The sequence below is a fragment of the Pararhizobium mangrovi genome (genome assembly GCF_006516965.1).
GTDB lineage: Bacteria > Pseudomonadota > Alphaproteobacteria > Rhizobiales > Rhizobiaceae > Pararhizobium_B > Pararhizobium_B mangrovi.
The window spans coordinates 47,653-65,084 of record NZ_VHLH01000026.1 but is presented as its reverse complement, the minus strand read 5'-3'; the positions used below and the strand labels follow the sequence as shown (position 1 = coordinate 65,084).

Below are 17,432 nucleotides of genomic sequence, written 5' to 3'. Positions count from 1 at the left end.
GCGAAATCATCGGCACCTTCACACCCACCGAATGCGCCAACTACTTCGCCGCAATGGGATACGATGCAAACTGATCGGATTCCGCTCTAGTCAGAGATGGCGATACATGGGTACCCAAAAAGCGAACGGTAGTAGAGGTGATATCGCCCAAAATTCGCTAGCGCGGCCCGCCTTCGCCATGAAACCAGAAGAAGAACACCAACCCAAAAAGTGCTATAGCGGTTATCAAGAATGTCGCGCCGGGAGCCAGCCTCCAGAAGCCGAAAAGGCACACTAATGCAGTCAGGATTATTCCTAGCCCCGATAGCCATTGCCTCTTCGTTTCATGATGCCGGATTGACAACTCAAACCTCGCTCTTCCAGTGATGTGTTACCGCGCTTGAGTTTTTGCCGCCAATCAATTTTCTGATGCATTCATCCGCCCCGCCCTCAACCGTCGGGCTTTTTCGAGCGCGCCGCTAGCTCACTCCTCTTTCAAAGAGATCCCCTTGAGGAGCATCCCTCGGGCATCATGCCGCGTACCGTGCGCGCTCCAGATCGATCGCATCGCATTCCAGCCTTATCTTCGCTAGCAAAGCCGCGGGCGGCCGCTCGCATAGCGGACTGCCGGCCTCTTCCAGCCTCCCCAGCATAGGCACGACGAGCCATTCGTCTTCAAACTCGGTCGGTGGCTCGTCCATCAGGGATGTCGCCCGCACGATGTGGAACGAGAACCCTGGGAACTTCCGCTCCATCGTCTCTAGGATACGATGCTTCGCCAGCCGTACGGCTTCCAGCTTCTCGACTGGGGCGACAAGGATGAACTCCGCGCATTCTCGGTTCGCGACTTCTACCTTCATGCTGCCGACCCCTCTGCCGGCAGATCCCCATATTCGGCGAGCACGACGGCATCTTCATAATCGCCTGTCGATGGTTCGGCCTGCCGACTGAAAGCGACGACGCCTTGCTTGCTTTGAGATAATCGCTCAGCCACGCGCTTGGCGTTCTCGGCGCTGGCAACTCGGACCGGGGCGTCGGCGATCAATGCTCCCCTTTTCCCAGCCCTAAAAGCCTGCACGACGTAATAGGTGATCATCACCCGCCTCCCTTATGTTCCTGCTTCGTTCTCATTGAAGCGCAACCGGAAGACTGAGTCGAGTCTCACTCGCCAAAATAGCTTTTTGAAAGCTGTACTTTCTTTTTTCTTGCGGCCCAATGAAAGTTATGCTTTCATATTCCCATCAGCCAAACGGGGCCACCGCCCCAGATGAGGAGAGCGAGATGGTGAGAATGGATGCGAACCTTTTCCGGTTGGTTGCCACAGTGCAGGGTCGGGATTTCACCCGTTACAACCTGAACGGCGTGCACATTGAGCCGGCAGCGAACGGCGGCTGCATCATGGTCGCAACAGACGGGCACCGCATGCTCGTCGCACACGACCCCGAGGGGGAGTGTGTTGAGCCGGTAATCGTAAAGCTGCCGCGCTTCTCTTTCGCGCAGTGCAAGCATCCGAAGATGATGGGGGCGAGGCGCGAGCTGATGGTCGACGCTGATGCTCGATCCGCGACCATCACTGAAATCACCAAGGTCAAGGATCAGGAAGATAACCGCGAAACGATCCTGACGGCATACGACGTTCTGATCGATGGTGTTTACCCCGACTGGCGCGGCGTCGTCCCGTCTGGGTCGTATTCCGGTACGCCCGGCTCGTTCACCGGCTTCAATCCTGCATACCTCAAGGAATGGAGTTTTATCGGCACCGAGCTCGCCAAGACTCGCGGCGCCGTACCCGGGATCGCCATTCAGCAAACTGCCGAGCACGCGCCGACGCTGATCCGTTGGACCGGCGTCGAAGAGATCTTCGGCATTCAGATGCCCATGAGGATCGACGTTCGTGCGGCCTTGCCGCCGTTCATGGACCAGCCCGCCGAGAAGGTTGCCGCCTGACCCCTCCACCCCCTCAGCAAAGGACACGGATGATGGCGATCCCCGGATATGACGAATGGAAGCTCATGTCGCCCGACGAAGACAGTTCCGGCATCTGCCCATTCTGCGGCGCGTACTCGGCAGAAGCCTGTGAGATCGAAGACGAAGCCGGCTTCTGCCCGTGGGGCGAGAGCCAGCCCGATCCCGACGCGCTCCGCGATCTTCGCGATGAACGCTGAACCCCTTCACCCCCCACATCGGGAGATATGAGCAATGAGCAAGCCCGTTTTCTGCAATTCCGTTCAGGGCAACAAACACCGCGCTCACCAGTGGATTAACACCACAACGTTGGAAGCGATGTTCGGCGTTCAGTGCAACGTTCGTTGGGGATGCTGGGCTCATGTTGTCGAGGGCAAGACTGTCTTGCTGTTCGACACCGAGGATGCGGCAAAAGCGAAAGCGAAAGAGCTTTCCAAGCCGGCACGGGAGGCGTGAGCCATGAACGCCCCGCTCACCGAGTTCGAGAAGCGCATCGCCAGCATCGCCCGTCGCTACTGCCGGCTGTCGTCCGGCGAAGACGCTGACGGCCAGCGCATCGCACTCGCGGACTTCCTCTGCGGCATTCGGGATGCAGCGGCGACGCAGATCGACGATGCCGGCGGCGATCCTGAATACCTGCAGGACGAAGACGCGATCTGCGCCTCTGTGCGCGCCGCAATGCAGGAACCCATCGACCAGGACGAGATTCGGCGCGAACGCAGCGCCGCCTAGCAACTCGGCGCCGCGATGGCGCGGATGGAGGATGACCTATGAGCAAGTACCGCAAAGGCGATCGTGTGACGCTGACCGGAACCGTTGAATACGTTCTCGACGAGAAGGTCCGTGTCCAGCTTACCGACAGTTTCAGCGACGTATTCGTGTCCGCCGACGCTGTCTCGATGGAACGTGCCAACTTTCACGTTGGTGATGAAGTCGATGTAGCGGGCCATTATTGGGAGGTCCTCGCAGTAGCGAATGACCATCTTTGGTGCGTCGACACGGCCGGCGATTACGCAACGATCCAGGCCAAATGTGCCACCCGCCTTCTGCCGAAGGAAAACCTCGACGAGGTGGCGGCATGATCTGCCCCATCAGCGAAGCCGCTGGTCGCGCTGCACGTGACGCCGCCCGCGAGACTGTGGCGCATGAGCCCGATTTTCGGGTCACGGGCGAGATGAAGACCCGCGAAGGTCTGAGCATTCCCCGCCACTACATCGCAAGCGCCGTGCTGATCGGGTCGATCCTTATGCTTGGGGCAATGGTGCTCGCTCATGCCGGGATCGAGCGGCATGCGGCCTACGAGACGGCGGAGGCACGCGTCTGATGAACGCTCATGTCGAGATCCCGCAAGCTGTCAAAGAATACCAGGCATGGCTTGGTCTTTTGCGCGGGAGCCGCCGACGCGCCCACGAATACAGGCGGTGGGCGCTACAGGCCAGAGCCGAGGGCCGCGCTGACCGATATGAGCGCTACCGGAAATATTCCGACCACTCATGGGCCGACGCTAAAGACGCGCTGTTTCGAGCGCGCATGAACCAGGAAAGGCTTTCGCAATGAACGCGCACATGGAGGCTGGCTACCTCAAAGCCGAGATCGATCGGCTCATGGACCAGTACCCGGAGCTTGAGGACGACGAGACGCTGCGTGCCGACATGCTCGATGGCGAGACCGATCTAACGCGCGTCATGGAGCGGCTACTGGATCGCCGTCAGAGCGCGCGGGGCATGAATGACGCGGCCAAAGAACGGGCCGGCGCCATCATGGAGCGCAGCAAGCGGTACGGGCGCCAGGAGGAAGCGTTCAGCGCTCTCATGCTGTCGATCATGGAACGCGCCAACCTGGACAAGCTGACGCTGCCCGAGGCCACGCTGTCCATTCGCAAGCCGTCCGTGTCGGTGAACGTCACCGCGATCGACGAGCTGCCGCAGGGCTATTTCCAGACCGAACGCAAAGCCGACAAGAAAGCCATTGGAGACGCCCTCAAGAGGGGCGACGAGATCCCCGGCGCTGAATTGATGATGGGCAAGGAAACACTATCGGTGAGGGTCAAGTGATGTTCAGCGAAGAACAGATCGCCTCTTTGAACGCTAAGCTCGATCCGGGTCACGTCCAGAAGCCAAAGGGCCAGTTCGGACCGAAGGGTGATTACATCGAAGGCTGGCATGCCATAAGCGAAGCCAACCGCATTTTCGGCTTTGATGGCTGGTCCTACCACATCGTTGAGATGAGCGAATGTCATCCTCCTGCACAGAACGAAAAGGGCAATTTTGCCGTGGCGTTCATTGCCCGCGTGGGAGTCTCGGTCGGCAGCATACATCGTGAGGATACGGGCTACGGTTCCGGTTTCGCAAAGCAGATCGGAGACGCCTACGAGAGCGCAACGAAAGAGGCCGTCACGGATGCCTTGAAGCGAGCACTACGCACATTCGGCAACCCGTTCGGTCTCGCGCTTTACGACAAAAGCCGGGCAAACGTTGGCGTCGAAAACGCTGCACCGGCCAGTAGCAATGGTTACACCAAAGAGAAGTCGGCGCCCAAGCAGTCCAAGGCAGATGCGCGCGAGACGTTCAAAACGCTTCAGGAAGATCTGCGGCACAGCAAGTCGCGTGAAGAGCTTCGACGCTGGTGCAAAGACACCGAGGTCAAGGCTCTCCGCGAAAGGCTACCAGACGACTGGAACGCGGATCTGACGAGCGAAGTCCGCAAGATGGCAGACGGCTTGCCCGAGACGCTGCAAAGCGAATTGGAGGCCGGCTGACATGCCTACGCGAAGCGTTGAGACCGATCAGGATCGAAAGATGCTGTACCGCCTCATCGCGGCGCAGTCTCTACCCTTCACCATTCACATCGAGAAAGGGCGGAAGCGCTCGACGCGTCAGAACCGCTTGCAGCGCCAGTGGGTCAACGAGATCGCCGAGCAGCTTGGCGACATGACGCCGGAGGAAGTGCGCGGTTACTGCAAGCTCACGATCGGTGTTCCGATCCTGCGCGCAGAGAACGAGCTGTTCCGCGAGAAGTACGACGAGGCCGTCCGTCCGCTCTCATACGAAGCGAAGCTGGCGATCATGCAGGAGCCGCTGAACATGCCGGTCACCAGCATCATGACCTCGAAGCAGAAAACGGCTTACCTGGATGGCGTGCACCGGCACTTCAGCCAGCAGGGCGTCATTCTCACCGCCCCGGAAGCTTTGGGAACGGCAGTATGATCACGCTCGCCCTCTCCCTCCCCTTCATCCCTGCGGCTATCGGAGGATACGCCATGCGACCTGCAAAGACCCATGCTGTCCGTGCGCATGTACGCCGAGAGACAGAAACGCAGCGCGAGCAACGCGACCGGCTCTTGCGAAAGCTCGAGCAACTACGTGTCGAGATCATGGAGCGCGATCTGTGCGCCATCGTGCGGGCAGACGTCGAGCGGGAGACGGCGTGATGGGCGCAATTTCTCAAAAGCTCCGAGACAGCGCACGCGGGATGCAGTGCACGCTCCGCATCCCCGGCATCTGCAACGGCAATCCTGAGACGACCGTCCTTGCCCATCTACCAAGCCACATATCCGGCATGGGGACGAAGTCGAATGACTGGCACGCTTGCTTTGCTTGCTCGGCCTGCCACGAGGCGATCGACCGCCATCAGATCCCGGAAAAGGATGCCGGCCGCTACATGCTTGACGCCCTCGAACGGACGCAACGCTACTGGCAGCAGACCGGGATGATGATCGTCGCCGGCGTCAGCGTGGACCGGCCTAAGACACGGCCGAAGCGCAAAGCGAACATGCCAAGCCGAAAGATCGTCAGCCGCAATGATCTGCGGAGGGCGAAGCCATGACCGAAGCGGCAACCAGGATGATTATGGAGGCGAGGCGATGAGACTGACGTCTATCCGAATGCGCGTGCTTGAACACGTCGATGATGCCGCTCAGAGCGGACGTATTGCTCACCGGTTGGGAGTGCCGCGCATCAGTGTCCAGTCAGCTTTGCAGTGGCTTCGCATCCACGGACTAGTCGAATTTGACTGCCGCTGGGAAACAACGCCCGCCGGCCGCGAAGCCCTGAAGGAGTCCGACCAATGATCAACGATCTCGAACTCGATTTCTTGCGGCGTCTACGCGACAGCCAGCCTTTAGCATCACCGGATCGGAAGGAAGACCGCGCCCGCCAGCGTTGTCGAAAGATGGGCCTTGCTGAAGTCGTCATGAACCCTCCCCGCTGGATCATCACGGATCGCGGCAGAAACGTCCTTGAGGAGCATCCCCAATGACCACGACCGACACCCAGGCCGGGGCGGATATCCCGGCAGACGTGCGCGATTTGGCTAAGCGAATTGTTTGCCAATACCCGGTGAGGGAAGATTTACCTCAATTTTCCATCTTTGATCACAGCATCGTCGGCCGGGAAAAGATAGCAGAAGTCGTTGAGCAGGGCATCTTAGCCGACCGTGCCAGCGCATCCCGCCCCGGTACGGTGGCGACAGGGTGGAAGCTCGTGCCGGAAAAGCCGACGTCAGAGATGCTCCTTGCTGGCGCTCGCGCGCGGCATTCTGGCGCCTGCGACGGAGGCTACGAAATAGTGGGGAGCGTGTCCGCAGAAGCTTGTTGGCCCGCCATGCTCGCCGCATCCCCCGCTCCGCAAGTGGGCGCGGAGGATGTCGAGCCGGAGGATGACGACGTGTCCCGAGTGTACGAGGAGGCGGTGCAGGAGCTGGTGGCAGGATGGCAGCGCCGGCTCAAATATGGCGGCCCGAACGGCTCTTTCGAAGAGTGGAAACAGTGCACGTCCGGGGAGGCAACCAACCCGTTTGAGCGCCTACCGGAGTATGACTATCGCCCGATTTACGCCTCCACCCCACCCACCGGCGTAGCGGCAGGCGGCGAGGATGTGCGGGAGGCGCTGCGGAAAGCGAAGCGTGCTCTGGACATGTATCGTAAGGCCGGGCTCGGCGACGACGTCTTTTTCGATTTGCTTTGTGATGCGGATATCGCCGTTACCGCCGTCCTCGCCGCGCACGAAGGAGATCGGCCATGACGGATGCGATCGAGTATTGGCCGGGCGGTGACGAGTTTGAATACCCCCGCTTGCGTATTGAGGCATACCCAACGATGGCAGCTTATTGCTCGTCTAGGTCTGATGAGCAGCTAGCCAGAATAATCTGGAGCGACACCTACAGATCAAATGTGTTCGGCTCATACTCCGGGACTATTGGCGAGCACGCGAACTGCATCATAGCAGAAGCAAAGCGCCGCGCCGCCCTCTCCTCTCTCTCGCCAGAGGGGGCGGAGGGGCTGGTGGAGCAGTTGCGGGATCAGAAAGATAGATCGCTCATGGGCCACCTAAACCTGCATTGGTTGGCCGCCGACCGCATCCAGTCCGACGCCACCCGCATCGCGGCAAAAGACCAAGCCATCGCCCGCCTAGAAGCGGAGAAGGCGGAAGCGATCGCAGACGCGGAAGCGCAGCGAACAATTATGTTGCGCAACACCGGGCACATGAACGCCCGCGCCAGCGCCGCCGAAGCCCGCGTGAAGGTGCTGGTTGAATTTGCGCGATGGGCCATCCAGAATAGCGCGTTTGAAGGTGTCGGCCTGGACGGTGGCGACGTGCAGGACAAGGCCGAGGAAATGGGCCTGATCGAGCGCACAGTATACGATCCAGAGATCCACGGCGATAGCGATTGCGCCGAACCCGGAATGGATTGGTTTGTCTTTACCGCCGCCCTCACCCCGGAGAAGGGAGGCGGCACCGATGACGAGTGAGACGGTGGAGAAATGCGCAAAGCCAAGATGCGGTGCCATGCGCCGCATCGGCAAGCCCTGCACGGATTGGGACTGCCCGCAGCAAACCGTAAACGCCCGGGAGCATCGGCAGATCCTTGAAGCCGCCCGCCAAGACATTCGCCGGGAGGTGATCGAGGAGGTGGCCAATTCTCTTGACCATGAAGCCGACGTGACTCCGTGCGCGGAAGATGCCGTCGTCGTCAGGGACTGCGCTCGCCTTGTTCGGGCGGGGTTCTCTTATGACGAAGCCGAAGGCCGAGGGAGGTGAAGGCGATGGCTGACGTCTACACACCGCGCACACTCGCTGCCGAGATGGCCTGCTCCGAGCGGCACGTCCGAAACCTGATCGCGTCCGGCCAGTTGCGCGCCTTCCGCTTCGGAGGCAAGCTGTTGCGCATTCCGAAGGACGCCGTCGAGGAATTCATCGAATGTCAGAATACCGTCTCGGGCAGCTCCGAGGAGGATGGTGCGCCGTCCGATACGTCGAGGGCAAACGACAGCGCCGTTCGCTTGGTACGGCTGACAAGGTAGAAGCCCAGGCTGTCCTCGACGAGCTGAATGCACGGATCGACGCGCGACCGGATCAGACCGTTGCCGATCTATGGGCAGCCTATGTGCGCGAGAACGCCCGCAAGCGGATCATCGAGCGCATGGAATACTCGTGGAAGCGCTTGGCGCCGACGTTCGGCCGGCGGGTCCCGCAGTCGATCGGCTATGAGACGGTCAAGGACTACACCGCCGGCCGCCGCAGTGGCACGATCGGCAAAGGAGCGGTCTCCGAAGGCACGATCTGGACGGAGCTGAACCACCTCCGAATCGTGCTCGGCTGGGCCGAGAAGCGCGGCAGGATCTCGAAGGCTCCCTACATCGACATGCCGTCGAAGCCGGCGCCGCGCGATCGGTGGCTCACGAAGAAGGACGTCGCGGCCCTGCGCCTGCATGCCAGCGCTCCGCACGTGCGTCTCTTCATCATCCTGGCGATCGGGACCGGCGCGCGTAAGGAAGCCCTCCTCGAGCTGCAATGGGATCAGTGCGACATGGTCCGCGGGCTCATCGACCTGAACGGCACAAGAGACGGCAGGACGCGCAAGGGCCGCGCCGTGGTGCCTATGAACCGGACAGTGCGCGCCGCGCTCGTAGAGGCCCGCAAATCGGCGCTGAGCGGTCATGTGATCGAATGGGCGGGCGAGCCGGTGCTGTCAGTCAAGAAAGGGCTGGCGACGGCGTCGAGGAAAGCCGGCATGGCGAAGGTCACGCCGCACATGTTTCGCCACAGCGCCGCACGGTGGATGGCTGAGGCCGGCAGCGACATGAAACGGATCGCCGCCTACCTCGGACATAGCGATTCTCGGACGACCGAACGCATTTACGCACGGTTTTCGCCTAACGCATTGGCGGCCGAAGCATCGGCGCTGGAGTTGGATTTCGAGGACATTGGTTCAAATGAACCAGAGGCCGCCCGAAGGCGGACGTGACTAAGTCCTTGAAAAGGAATGGTGGGCGCGCCTGGGATCGAACCAGGGACCCCTGCCGTGTGAAGGCAGTGCTCTCCCGCTGAGCTACGCGCCCGCTCGCCCCTTGCGCGGACAACGGGCCTATACGATGGGCACCTTCGCGCCGTCAAGAAGGACTTGCCCGTCGCCGCAGGTTCCGCGTCCTCCGGTGGACGGTCCGTCACCGAAACGACGGTCGCACGAAGGAACCGGCATGGGGTCCTTGCGTTTCACAAACCGCAATCGAGCGAGCGAAGCCTCGTTGCTTCGCGACACCATTTCGCCGTCCCACCGAACGACGAAAGACAATCGAAGGGACCATTCACCATGGCCAAGACCAAACCGAAGCTTCACCAGAGCAAGAACCCGATCGCCGAAAACGTGCGCGCGTCGAACGTCGCGCTGCTGCAGAAGCATCTGGCGACCGCCGTCGACATCACCTACCAGACCAAGCAGGCGCACTGGAACGTGAAGGGCATGAACTTCATCGCCGTTCACAAGCTGTTCGACGAGTTGCACGAAGTCACCGAGGAGTTCGTCGACACGATCGCCGAACGTCTCACGGCGCTCGGCGGCCAGGCGCACGGCACCGTGCAGGCGGCGAGCGAGAACACCGTTCTCGAGCCCTACCCTCTCGACCTCGTCAATTCCGAGGATCACCTGCGCCAGCTTTCAGAAGCCTATGCGCGCTGGAATGCCGAAGTCGAAAAGGGCATTGAGGAAGCCTCCGAGTCCGGCGATCCGCTGACCGAAGACCTCCTGACCGAGGTCGGCCGCGGCCTCGACAAGTCGCTTTATTTCCTCGAAAGCCATTTCCAGAGCTGAACGAAAGACGTCGACCGACTCCTGATCGACTGGCCCGGATGCAAAGGCATTCCGGGCCTTTTTTATCTACGCCGCAATCGGGTCTATGGGGAAATCGTCTTGCGCTTCCCGAACAGGCGCCCGCGGAACAGGGTGACCAATGCGCCGGCCGTCATCAGGGCCAGGGTGTACCAGGTCAGGGCGTAGACGAGATGGGCGTTGCGGAAATGAATGCGCGTCAGCCCGCCGACCGGCAGGCCGCCGGGGTTCTTCGCCGCACCGGCATCGACGAAATACGGTGCGACTTTGTCGCGCGGCAGTCCCCTCGCCTTCGCGATCGCTTCGACGTCGCGCGAGTACCAGCGGCCCTCGGCCGGCTTGTTCGATCGCAGGAACGCGCCGCCCGGCTGGCTCATGCGCATCAGGCCGACCACACGGGTATCGCCTTCGATCTCGCCCTTCGGACGGCTCGAGGCTTTCTTCTTCTCGTTCGGGACGAAGCCGCGGTTGACCAGCACATAGGTGCCGTTCGGCCGTTCGAACGGCGTCACGATCCAGTATCCCGGACCGCTGTCGTTCGCGGTGTAGACCGGCGTTTCCTCGTCGTTGAGAAAATGGCCCTCAAGGGAGACGCGGCGATATTCGTCGTTCTTCGCCGTGACGTCCGGCCAGGCCTCGGGCCCCGGTGCCGGAACCGGTGCGGCATGCACGCGGGCATCAACGCGCGCGATGAGGTTCAGCTTCCAGGTCCGCCGCTCGACCTGCCACGTTCCGAGCGCGAGGAAGCCGGCAAAGAGCACGACCAGCAGGACGGCGAGCGCGATCCGCCTGCCGGGCGGGATCGCGCGCGCGTCGATGTCACCGTCCTCGGCGTTCACGTCTTCGCCTTTTCGGGACCGCCGAGCGCGATCGGCCTACTGACCGTTCCCGCCGGACATGGCGCCCTGCATCTGCTGCCCGGTCATCTGCGGCATCATGTTGTTGTTGAGGTGGAACATGACCCAGATCGAGCCGCTGATCGCGATCACTACGAGGATGACCGTGAAGATCAGCGCCATGATATTCCAGCCGCCTTCCGCACGCGCGTTGACGTGGAGAAAGTAGATCATGTGCACGACGACCTGCACGAGCGCCAGCGCCATGACGAGAATGGCCGTGGCAAGCGCACTGTCGAGGACGTTGCCCATGACCAGCCAGAAGGGAATGACGGTCAAGACGACCGCCAGTCCGAAGCCGATCAGGTAGCCCCGGCGGCTGCCATGGCCTATGGCGTCGCCTTCGTGGTGGCCGTCGGCGTGATGTTCGATGTGCGTGTCTGCACTCATCCGAGAGCTCCAAGCAGATAGACGACGGAAAACACGCCGATCCAGATGACGTCGAGGAAGTGCCAGAAGAGGCTGAGGCAGGTCAGCCTGCGGCGGTTGTCTTCGCCGAGACCGTGGATCATGACCTGCGCCATCAGCGTGACGAGCCAGATGATGCCGATCGTGACGTGGAGGCCGTGGGTGCCGACCAGCGTGAAGAACGAGGACAGGTAGGCGCTGCGCCACGGCCCCGCGCCCTCAGCGATCAGCCCGGAGAACTCATGCAGTTCCAGGCCGACGAAGGCGATGCCGAAGAGCCCGGTGACGGCGAGCCACAGCAGCGTCTTCGTCTTGTCGTTGCGTTCCATCTCCAGCATGGCGAAACCATAGGTGATGGAGGAAAGCAGCAGCATCGCCGTGTTCAGCGCGACGAGCGGTAGTTCGAGCGTCTCCTTCGGCGTCGGTCCGCCCGCATAGGCATGCCCGAGCACGCCGTAGGTGGCGAAGAGGACCGCGAAGATGAGCGTATCGCTCATCAGGTAGATCCAGAAGCCGAACATCGTGCTACCGGGGGCGTGGTAGTCCTCGACGTAGAAGATCGGCTTCTCGCTGTCGGCGGTGGTCATCGTCTGATCGGCCATTCGTCTACCTCAAGCCTGCTGTTTCGCCAACAAGCGCGTACGGCGTTCCTCGGTCGCGGCGACCTCCTCGGCCGGGATGTGGTAGTCCCGGTCGTAGTTGAAGGTGTGGACGATCGCGACCACGACCATGGCTGCGAGCGACAGCGCTGCGAGCCACCACATGTACCAGATCATGCCGAAGCCGAAGGCGACCGAGAGACCTGCGAGGATCGGGCCGGTGCCGGAATTCTTCGGCATGTGGATCGGCCGGAAATCTTCCAGCGGCCGTTCGTAACCGCGGTTTTTCATGTCGTACCAGGCGTCGTGGTCGTGGACCATGGGCGTGAAGGCATAGTTGTACTCCGGCGGCGGCGAGGAGGTGGACCATTCGAGCGTCCGTGCGTTCCACGGATCGCCCGTCTCGTCGCGCAGTTCCTCGCGCTTGCGCACGCTCTGGAAGACCTGGACGAAGAAGCAGGCGATGCCGGCCGCGATGAGAAGCGCACCGAAGGCGGCGATGACGAACCAGATCTGCAGCGACGGATCGTCGAAGTGCCTGAGCCGGCGCGTCACGCCCATCAGGCCGAGCACGTAGAGCGGCATGAAGGCGAAATAGAAGCCGGTGACCCAGAACCAGAAGGACAGCTTGCCCCAGAACGGATCGAGCTTGAAGCCGAAGGCCTTCGGGAACCAGAAGTTGATTGCCGCGAACATGCCGAACAGCACGCCGCCGATGATGACATTGTGGAAATGGGCCACCAGGAACAGCGAGTTGTGGAAGACGAAATCCACCGGCGGCACCGCCAGCATGACGCCCGTCATCCCGCCGATGACGAAGGTCAACATGAAGGCGATGGTCCACATCATCGGCAGTTCGAAGCGGATGCGGCCCTTGTACATCGTAAAGAGCCAGTTGAAGATCTTCGCACCCGTCGGGATCGAGATGATCATCGTCGTGATGCCGAAGAACGAGTTGACGTCCGCGCCCGAGCCCATCGTGAAGAAATGGTGGAGCCACACGAGGTAGGACAGAAGCGTGATGACGGCCGTCGCGTAGACCATCGACACGTAGCCGAAGAGCCGCTTGCCCGAGAAGGTCGCGACCACCTCGGAATAAACGCCGAAGGCGGGCAGGATGAGGATGTAGACCTCCGGGTGGCCCCAAATCCAGATGAGGTTGACGTACATCATCATGTTGCCGCCCCCATCGTTCGTAAAGAAGTGGGTGCCGACGTAGCGGTCGAGCGACAGCATGGCGAGGACGACGGTAAGTACCGGGAACGCCGCGACGATGAGGATGTTCGTGCAAAGCGCGGTCCAGGTGAAGATTGGGATCTTCATCATCGACATGCCCGGTGCGCGCATCTTGATGATGGTCGCGACGAGGTTCACGCCCGACAGCAACGTGCCGAGACCGGCGATCTGCAGCGCCCAGATATAGTAGTCCACGCCGACGCCCGGACTGTAGGTCCCCTCCGAAAGCGGCGGAAAGGCGAGCCAACCGGTCTTGGCGAACTCGCCGAGGAAGAGCGAAAGCATGATGAGGACGGCGCCCGCGGCCGTCATCCAGAAGCTGAAATTGTTGAGGAAGGGAAACGCGACGTCGCGCGCGCCGATCTGCAGCGGAACGACGAAGTTCATCACGCCGACGATGAGCGGCATCGCCGCGAAGAAGATCATGATCACGCCGTGGGCGGTGAAGATCTGGTCGTAGTGATGCGCGGGTAGATAGCCCTGATTGTCACCGAAGGCGATCGCCTGCTGGGCGCGCATCATGATGGCGTCGGAAAAGCCGCGAACCAGCATCACGAGACCGAGGATGATGTACATCACGCCGATCTTCTTGTGGTCGATCGAGGTGATCCAGTCCTTCCAGAGATAGCCCCACAGACGGAAATAGGTGATCGCACCCAGCACCGCGATCGCACCGAGCGTCACGACCGCGAACGTCACTTGAACGATCGGCTCGTGCGGGATCGACTCCCAGGTAAGCCGTCCGAAGATGAAGCTCCAGAAATCGGTATTGGAAAACATGGCTTTGCTCTGCTTTCTTGCGAACTCCTGACCGATGGCGCCGGGCGCCTAGTCGGTCGGAGCGGGTTCCTTCGTGCCGCCGTTCTCGGCGCCACCGCCATTCGTGTTCGCGCCCGAGCCGGAAGCGTTGCCGGCGCCGTCGCCATTGTCGCCTTCGCGGGTCGCGTGCGCGCCGGGGCTCCCGCCCTCATCGCGCTTTTCCTGCTTCAGCGTGTTCGGCACGGCGCTCTGGCTGCGCGACTTGCTGCCCTCGGGCTCGTTGGCCGAAGGCTCATTCCTACGCGCCGGATTGCCGTTGGCATGGTTGGCGCCCACGCTTTCGCGATCGTTGCCGAGTTCGGTTTCCTTCGGGCCCGCCTCGCCCGGCTTCATCGCGTTCATGCAGACCTTCGACTGTTCCACGCAGCGATTGACGATGTCGTGGAAGAGGTTCTTGTCGACACCGCTGTAATACTTGACCGGCACGTCCTCGCTCGGCTGGCGCAGGCTCAGATACGCCTTGCGGCTCAGCCGGTCGCCCTTGGCCTGCACCTTGCGCACCCACTCCTTGAACGCGTCTTCCTTCATGCCGTGGAACGCGAAGTTCATGCCGGAGAAGCCGGCACCGGAATAGTTCGCCGAAAAGCCCTTGTAGGTTCCGGTCTTGTTGATCACCGCATGGAGCTGCGTCTTCATCCCCGCCATCGTGTAGATCTGGCCCGCCAGTGCGGGAATGTAGAACGAGTTCATGATGTCGGAAGAGGTCAGGTCGAAATCGATCGGCGTGTCGACCGGTGCGGCCAGCTCGTTGACGGTCGCGATGCCGAGGTCCGGATAGATGAAGAGCCACTTCCAGTTCAGCGAGACGACCTCGACGTTCAGCCCCTTCGTATCCTGGGGAATCACCTTGCCGTGCTCGATTCGGGTGAGTTCGCGATAGGGATCGAGCGTGTGCGTGCCGATCCAGGTGATGGCGCCGAGGGCAATGATGATCAGCAGCGGCGCCGACCAGATCAGCACTTCGAGCTGCGTCGAATGGTGCCAGTCGGGCTGGTAGTCGGCCTCGAGATTGTCGTGGCGATACTTCCACGCAAAATAGGCCGTCGCCGCCATGACCGGCAGGATGATCAGAAGCATCAGAACGACGGAGATGACGAGGAGGTCGCGCTGTTGCGCCGCAACATAACCCGCCGGGTCGAGCACCACCATACCGCAGCCGCTCAAACCGAGCAGAATGCCAAGGAGCGGCAGACCCGCGCGGAGTGTTTTCTTCATCCGTTCAACCTCTGAACTGTCCAGTCCGGCTTCGGCGTCGAAGGCGCGTCGTCCACCCCGAAACCGCTGCGACACGCCGTCTCACATACAAAATGGCGAGCAAACCGATCGGATCGCGCCTATCGCGTTCATGGTGCCCTACCTAACCGATCGGGCTCGTGTGACAACCCGTTTTTCGCCGACGGCGTTTCGTCTTTGGTCTGCGTCGCGTCATGCTCTATTTATTCGGTGCGGACCGTAATGGTAAGTCTTTTGCAGTGCGGAAGATTGACGCGGTTCGCACTCGGGGCTACGCCCGCGCCGCGATCGGCGATAAGGATGATGGCCGAACCGGCCTGTGAAAGCGGTTCGAGAGGAATCGAGGAACAAGCATGACGAACGTCACGGAAGGCATGTCGTCGCAGATCGAGCGCGACGCACGCAGCCAGCACATGGACCGGGGGGTAAAACCCTCCAAGATCGCGCTCGGCGTGATCATCGGCCGCACGTCGGAATTCTTCGACTTCTTCGTTTTCGGCCTCGCCTCGGTGCTCGTCTTCCCGCGCTTCCTGTTTCCGATGGACGACGCGCTGACCGGCACGCTCTATTCGTTCGCGATCTTCTCGCTCGCCTTCGTCGCCCGGCCGATCGGCTCGTGGCTCTTCATGCGCATCGACCGGCTCTACGGTCGCGGCGCGAAGCTGACGAGCGCCCTCTTCCTGCTCGGCTTCTCGACGGCTGCGATGGCGTTCCTGCCGGGCTACGACGCCGTCGGTTTCTTCGCAGTCTGGTTCCTGTGCGTGCTTCGCTTCCTGCAGGGACTCGCGCTCGGCGGCGCCTGGGACGGTCTCGCCTCGCTGCTCGCATTGAACGCACCGCCTAACAAGCGCGGCTGGTACGCGATGATGGCCCAGCTCGGCGCGCCGATCGGCCTCGTGCTCGCCTGCGCGCTCTTCGCCTACATCATGTGGGCGCTTCCGGCGGAGGATTTCATCACCTGGGGCTGGCGCTATCCGTTCTTCGTCGCCTTCGCGATCAACGTGGTGGCGCTCTTCGCGCGCCTGCGGCTGGTGACGACCGCCGAGTTCGGTTCGCTGCTCGATCGCGACGAATTGAAGCCCTCGCGCATTCGCGACACGCTGCGCTCCAACGGACCGACGGTCGTGCTCGGCGCGTTCACGCCGCTTGCGAGCTATGCGCTCTTCCACCTGGTCACCATCTTCCCGATCAGTTGGGTCGTGCTCTACACGAACCATTCGCCGGTGCGCTTCCTGCTCGTCCTGCTGCTCGGTGCCATCATCAGCACAGTGACGATCCTGCTTTCGGGCGTGCTCGCCGATCGCATCGGCCGCCGGCCGTTGCTCGCGGTGACCGCGGCACTGATCGGCATCGGAAGCTTCCTCGCACCCTTCTTCTTCAAGGGCGGCATCGTCAACGAGGACGGGATCGTGCTTGCGGGCTTTGCGCTTCTCGGCCTCTCCTTCGGACAGGCGTCCGGCGCCCTCGCCTCGAACTTCTCGCGCGTGCACCGCTATACCGGTGCGGCGGTGACCTCCGACTGGGCCTGGCTCATCGGTGCCGGTTTCGCGCCGCTGGTGGCGCTCGGCCTTTGCGCCCGGTTCGGCCTCATCGCCGTCGGCGCCTACCTGCTTTCCGGTGCGATTTGCACGCTGGTCGCTCTCTACTTCAATCGTCAGTTCCACGACGACTGAGAAGCGAGCGAAAACCGGTATCGGAATCAAAAGGGCCGCACGATGCGGCCCTTTTGATTCGTCGTATTTGGTGCGTACGGCGTTCGGTTAGTCGGTACGAACGACGGCGCCTTCCTCGCGCGCCAGCGCGGCAAGGTCGGCCGGCTTCAGTTCCACCGATTCGCCGCAGCCGCAGGCCGAGGTCTGGTTCGGGTTGTTGAAGGTGAAGCCGGCGCGCAGCTTCGTCACCTCGAAATCCATCTGCGTGCCGAGCAAGAACAGGACCGCCTCCGGTGCGACGTAGACCGTCGCGCCTTCATGCTCGATGACGTCGTCCTTGGCGTCCGGTTCGTTTACGAGATCGACCGTATATTCCATGCCGGCGCAGCCGCCCTTCTTGATGCCGACGCGGATGCCCCTGGCGTCCTCGCCCGCATTGTCGACGATGCTGCGCACGCGCTCGGCGGCGGCATCCGTCATGGTCATCACGGCGAAAGTACCCATTTTCGGCTCCTTCGTACGGAAATCGAACGTTCGAT

At 61.7% G+C, this 17,432-nt stretch carries 27 protein-coding genes and 1 tRNA gene; 19 read left to right on the top strand and 9 right to left on the bottom strand.

What is annotated here, in order from left to right:
- Positions 1-509: 509 nt before the first annotated feature.
- Both FJU11_RS13710 and FJU11_RS13705 read right to left on the bottom strand, forming a co-directional pair.
- Positions 510-839, bottom strand: a complete 330-nt coding sequence (locus tag FJU11_RS13710) for a hypothetical protein (protein ID WP_141167635.1) — start codon at positions 837-839, stop codon at positions 510-512.
- On the bottom strand, positions 836-1,075 hold the full coding sequence (locus tag FJU11_RS13705) for a hypothetical protein (protein ID WP_141167634.1): 240 nt from the start codon (positions 1,073-1,075) through the stop codon (positions 836-838). The genes FJU11_RS13710 and FJU11_RS13705 overlap by 4 nt, the downstream gene beginning before the upstream one ends.
- 185 nt (positions 1,076-1,260) lie before the next feature.
- Between FJU11_RS13705 and FJU11_RS13700 the strand changes: the two genes are divergently transcribed.
- The 17 genes from FJU11_RS13700 to FJU11_RS13620 all read left to right on the top strand — a co-directional run bounded on the left by FJU11_RS13700 (position 1,261) and on the right by FJU11_RS13620 (position 9,189).
- Positions 1,261-1,926 carry a beta clamp domain-containing protein gene (locus FJU11_RS13700; RefSeq protein ID WP_181408188.1) on the top strand — a complete coding sequence of 222 codons (666 nt, stop codon included), beginning with the start codon at positions 1,261-1,263 and terminating at the stop codon, positions 1,924-1,926.
- 32 nt (positions 1,927-1,958) lie between these two features.
- Positions 1,959-2,144, top strand: coding sequence for a hypothetical protein (locus FJU11_RS13695; RefSeq protein WP_141167632.1), 186 nt, complete (start codon positions 1,959-1,961; stop codon positions 2,142-2,144).
- A 34-nt stretch (positions 2,145-2,178) separates the two neighbouring features.
- Positions 2,179-2,400: a hypothetical protein gene (locus FJU11_RS13690; RefSeq protein ID WP_141167631.1), complete on the top strand. Its 222-nt coding sequence runs from the start codon at positions 2,179-2,181 to the stop codon at positions 2,398-2,400.
- 3 nt (positions 2,401-2,403) lie between these two features.
- Complete coding sequence (locus FJU11_RS13685) at positions 2,404-2,676, top strand: hypothetical protein (protein WP_141167630.1); 273 nt, start codon at positions 2,404-2,406, stop codon at positions 2,674-2,676.
- Positions 2,677-2,714: 38 nt separating this feature from the next.
- Positions 2,715-3,026, top strand: a complete 312-nt coding sequence (locus tag FJU11_RS13680; RefSeq protein WP_141167629.1) for a hypothetical protein — start codon at positions 2,715-2,717, stop codon at positions 3,024-3,026.
- On the top strand, positions 3,023-3,268 hold the full coding sequence (locus tag FJU11_RS13675) for a hypothetical protein (RefSeq protein ID WP_141167628.1): 246 nt from the start codon (positions 3,023-3,025) through the stop codon (positions 3,266-3,268). The genes FJU11_RS13680 and FJU11_RS13675 overlap by 4 nt, the downstream gene beginning before the upstream one ends.
- Before the next feature lie 229 nt (positions 3,269-3,497).
- Positions 3,498-3,998, top strand: coding sequence for a siphovirus Gp157 family protein (locus FJU11_RS13670; protein ID WP_141167627.1), 501 nt, complete (start codon positions 3,498-3,500; stop codon positions 3,996-3,998).
- Positions 3,998-4,702 (top strand): RAD52 family DNA repair protein, encoded by a 705-nt coding sequence (locus FJU11_RS13665; protein WP_141167626.1) that lies wholly within the window; start codon positions 3,998-4,000, stop codon positions 4,700-4,702. Before FJU11_RS13670 ends, FJU11_RS13665 begins: the two co-directional genes overlap by 1 nt.
- A gap of 40 nt (positions 4,703-4,742) precedes the next feature.
- Positions 4,743-5,150, top strand: coding sequence for a hypothetical protein (locus FJU11_RS13660; protein ID WP_235891031.1), 408 nt, complete (start codon positions 4,743-4,745; stop codon positions 5,148-5,150).
- Positions 5,147-5,374, top strand: a complete 228-nt coding sequence (locus FJU11_RS13655) for a hypothetical protein (RefSeq protein WP_141167624.1) — start codon at positions 5,147-5,149, stop codon at positions 5,372-5,374. Before FJU11_RS13660 ends, FJU11_RS13655 begins: the two co-directional genes overlap by 4 nt.
- Complete coding sequence (locus tag FJU11_RS13650; RefSeq protein ID WP_141167623.1) at positions 5,374-5,769, top strand: DUF1364 domain-containing protein; 396 nt, start codon at positions 5,374-5,376, stop codon at positions 5,767-5,769. The genes FJU11_RS13655 and FJU11_RS13650 overlap by 1 nt, the downstream gene beginning before the upstream one ends.
- A 240-nt stretch (positions 5,770-6,009) precedes the next feature.
- Positions 6,010-6,201, top strand: a complete 192-nt coding sequence (locus FJU11_RS13645) for a hypothetical protein (protein WP_141167622.1) — start codon at positions 6,010-6,012, stop codon at positions 6,199-6,201.
- Complete coding sequence (locus FJU11_RS13640; RefSeq protein ID WP_141167621.1) at positions 6,198-6,965, top strand: hypothetical protein; 768 nt, start codon at positions 6,198-6,200, stop codon at positions 6,963-6,965. Before FJU11_RS13645 ends, FJU11_RS13640 begins: the two co-directional genes overlap by 4 nt.
- Positions 6,962-7,693 (top strand): hypothetical protein, encoded by a 732-nt coding sequence (locus FJU11_RS13635; RefSeq protein ID WP_141167620.1) that lies wholly within the window; start codon positions 6,962-6,964, stop codon positions 7,691-7,693. Before FJU11_RS13640 ends, FJU11_RS13635 begins: the two co-directional genes overlap by 4 nt.
- Positions 7,683-7,982 (top strand): hypothetical protein, encoded by a 300-nt coding sequence (locus tag FJU11_RS13630; protein ID WP_141167619.1) that lies wholly within the window; start codon positions 7,683-7,685, stop codon positions 7,980-7,982. The genes FJU11_RS13635 and FJU11_RS13630 overlap by 11 nt, the downstream gene beginning before the upstream one ends.
- 5 nt (positions 7,983-7,987) lie before the next feature.
- The gene (locus tag FJU11_RS13625; protein WP_141167618.1) at positions 7,988-8,245 is read left to right on the top strand and encodes a helix-turn-helix domain-containing protein; all 258 of its coding nucleotides are present in this window, start codon (positions 7,988-7,990) and stop codon (positions 8,243-8,245) included.
- Between the two features lie 83 nt (positions 8,246-8,328).
- Positions 8,329-9,189: a tyrosine-type recombinase/integrase gene (locus FJU11_RS13620; protein WP_181408187.1), complete on the top strand. Its 861-nt coding sequence runs from the start codon at positions 8,329-8,331 to the stop codon at positions 9,187-9,189.
- 19 nt (positions 9,190-9,208) lie between these two features.
- Here FJU11_RS13620 and FJU11_RS13615 read toward each other — a convergent pair.
- Positions 9,209-9,283: transfer RNA gene (locus FJU11_RS13615), tRNA-Val, on the bottom strand.
- 251 nt (positions 9,284-9,534) lie between these two features.
- Between FJU11_RS13615 and dps the strand changes: the two genes are divergently transcribed.
- Complete coding sequence (gene dps, locus FJU11_RS13610; RefSeq protein WP_141167616.1) at positions 9,535-10,032, top strand: DNA starvation/stationary phase protection protein Dps; 498 nt, start codon at positions 9,535-9,537, stop codon at positions 10,030-10,032.
- Positions 10,033-10,115: 83 nt separating this feature from the next.
- Here dps and FJU11_RS13605 read toward each other — a convergent pair whose 3' ends face one another.
- Genes FJU11_RS13605 through cyoA form a run of 5 tightly spaced genes read right to left on the bottom strand, consistent with a single transcriptional unit; the run spans position 10,116 to position 15,223 of the window.
- Positions 10,116-10,889, bottom strand: a complete 774-nt coding sequence (locus FJU11_RS13605; protein WP_141167615.1) for an SURF1 family protein — start codon at positions 10,887-10,889, stop codon at positions 10,116-10,118.
- Between the two features lie 36 nt (positions 10,890-10,925).
- Positions 10,926-11,336 carry a cytochrome o ubiquinol oxidase subunit IV gene (cyoD, locus tag FJU11_RS13600; RefSeq protein WP_141167614.1) on the bottom strand — a complete coding sequence of 137 codons (411 nt, stop codon included), beginning with the start codon at positions 11,334-11,336 and terminating at the stop codon, positions 10,926-10,928.
- Positions 11,333-11,956, bottom strand: a complete 624-nt coding sequence (cyoC, locus tag FJU11_RS13595) for a cytochrome o ubiquinol oxidase subunit III (protein ID WP_141167613.1) — start codon at positions 11,954-11,956, stop codon at positions 11,333-11,335. The genes cyoD and cyoC overlap by 4 nt, the downstream gene beginning before the upstream one ends.
- 9 nt (positions 11,957-11,965) lie before the next feature.
- Positions 11,966-13,969 carry a cytochrome o ubiquinol oxidase subunit I gene (gene cyoB, locus FJU11_RS13590; protein WP_141167612.1) on the bottom strand — a complete coding sequence of 668 codons (2,004 nt, stop codon included), beginning with the start codon at positions 13,967-13,969 and terminating at the stop codon, positions 11,966-11,968.
- Between the two features lie 48 nt (positions 13,970-14,017).
- Positions 14,018-15,223 carry a ubiquinol oxidase subunit II gene (cyoA, locus tag FJU11_RS13585; protein ID WP_141167611.1) on the bottom strand — a complete coding sequence of 402 codons (1,206 nt, stop codon included), beginning with the start codon at positions 15,221-15,223 and terminating at the stop codon, positions 14,018-14,020.
- 371 nt (positions 15,224-15,594) lie between these two features.
- Here cyoA and FJU11_RS13580 point away from each other — a divergent pair, with 371 nt between their 5' ends.
- On the top strand, positions 15,595-16,914 hold the full coding sequence (locus FJU11_RS13580) for an MFS transporter (protein WP_141167610.1): 1,320 nt from the start codon (positions 15,595-15,597) through the stop codon (positions 16,912-16,914).
- 87 nt (positions 16,915-17,001) lie between these two features.
- Here the strand turns inward: FJU11_RS13580 and sufA are convergent, their stop codons facing one another.
- Complete coding sequence (gene sufA, locus FJU11_RS13575) at positions 17,002-17,397, bottom strand: Fe-S cluster assembly scaffold SufA (RefSeq protein ID WP_141167609.1); 396 nt, start codon at positions 17,395-17,397, stop codon at positions 17,002-17,004.
- Positions 17,398-17,432 lie beyond the last annotated feature (35 nt).

Coding starts and splice junctions, on each gene's coding strand:
- FJU11_RS13700 (WP_181408188.1), top strand. CDS start 1,261: ATGGTGAGAATGGATGCGAACCTTTTCCGGTTGGTTGCCACAGTGCAG.
- FJU11_RS13625 (WP_141167618.1), top strand. CDS start 7,988: ATGGCTGACGTCTACACACCGCGCACACTCGCTGCCGAGATGGCCTGC.
- FJU11_RS13665 (WP_141167626.1), top strand. CDS start 3,998: ATGTTCAGCGAAGAACAGATCGCCTCTTTGAACGCTAAGCTCGATCCG.
- cyoC (WP_141167613.1), bottom strand. CDS start 11,956: ATGGCCGATCAGACGATGACCACCGCCGACAGCGAGAAGCCGATCTTC.
- FJU11_RS13635 (WP_141167620.1), top strand. CDS start 6,962: ATGACGGATGCGATCGAGTATTGGCCGGGCGGTGACGAGTTTGAATAC.
- dps (WP_141167616.1), top strand. CDS start 9,535: ATGGCCAAGACCAAACCGAAGCTTCACCAGAGCAAGAACCCGATCGCC.
- sufA (WP_141167609.1), bottom strand. CDS start 17,397: ATGGGTACTTTCGCCGTGATGACCATGACGGATGCCGCCGCCGAGCGC.
- FJU11_RS13655 (WP_141167624.1), top strand. CDS start 5,147: ATGATCACGCTCGCCCTCTCCCTCCCCTTCATCCCTGCGGCTATCGGA.
- FJU11_RS13705 (WP_141167634.1), bottom strand. CDS start 1,075: ATGATCACCTATTACGTCGTGCAGGCTTTTAGGGCTGGGAAAAGGGGA.
- FJU11_RS13580 (WP_141167610.1), top strand. CDS start 15,595: ATGACGAACGTCACGGAAGGCATGTCGTCGCAGATCGAGCGCGACGCA.
- FJU11_RS13670 (WP_141167627.1), top strand. CDS start 3,498: ATGAACGCGCACATGGAGGCTGGCTACCTCAAAGCCGAGATCGATCGG.
- cyoD (WP_141167614.1), bottom strand. CDS start 11,336: ATGAGTGCAGACACGCACATCGAACATCACGCCGACGGCCACCACGAA.
- FJU11_RS13650 (WP_141167623.1), top strand. CDS start 5,374: ATGGGCGCAATTTCTCAAAAGCTCCGAGACAGCGCACGCGGGATGCAG.
- FJU11_RS13675 (WP_141167628.1), top strand. CDS start 3,023: ATGATCTGCCCCATCAGCGAAGCCGCTGGTCGCGCTGCACGTGACGCC.
- FJU11_RS13645 (WP_141167622.1), top strand. CDS start 6,010: ATGATCAACGATCTCGAACTCGATTTCTTGCGGCGTCTACGCGACAGC.
- FJU11_RS13690 (WP_141167631.1), top strand. CDS start 2,179: ATGAGCAAGCCCGTTTTCTGCAATTCCGTTCAGGGCAACAAACACCGC.
- FJU11_RS13710 (WP_141167635.1), bottom strand. CDS start 839: ATGAAGGTAGAAGTCGCGAACCGAGAATGCGCGGAGTTCATCCTTGTC.
- cyoB (WP_141167612.1), bottom strand. CDS start 13,969: ATGTTTTCCAATACCGATTTCTGGAGCTTCATCTTCGGACGGCTTACC.
- cyoA (WP_141167611.1), bottom strand. CDS start 15,223: ATGAAGAAAACACTCCGCGCGGGTCTGCCGCTCCTTGGCATTCTGCTC.
- FJU11_RS13640 (WP_141167621.1), top strand. CDS start 6,198: ATGACCACGACCGACACCCAGGCCGGGGCGGATATCCCGGCAGACGTG.
- FJU11_RS13660 (WP_235891031.1), top strand. CDS start 4,743: ATGCTGTACCGCCTCATCGCGGCGCAGTCTCTACCCTTCACCATTCAC.
- FJU11_RS13630 (WP_141167619.1), top strand. CDS start 7,683: ATGACGAGTGAGACGGTGGAGAAATGCGCAAAGCCAAGATGCGGTGCC.
- FJU11_RS13680 (WP_141167629.1), top strand. CDS start 2,715: ATGAGCAAGTACCGCAAAGGCGATCGTGTGACGCTGACCGGAACCGTT.
- FJU11_RS13695 (WP_141167632.1), top strand. CDS start 1,959: ATGGCGATCCCCGGATATGACGAATGGAAGCTCATGTCGCCCGACGAA.
- FJU11_RS13685 (WP_141167630.1), top strand. CDS start 2,404: ATGAACGCCCCGCTCACCGAGTTCGAGAAGCGCATCGCCAGCATCGCC.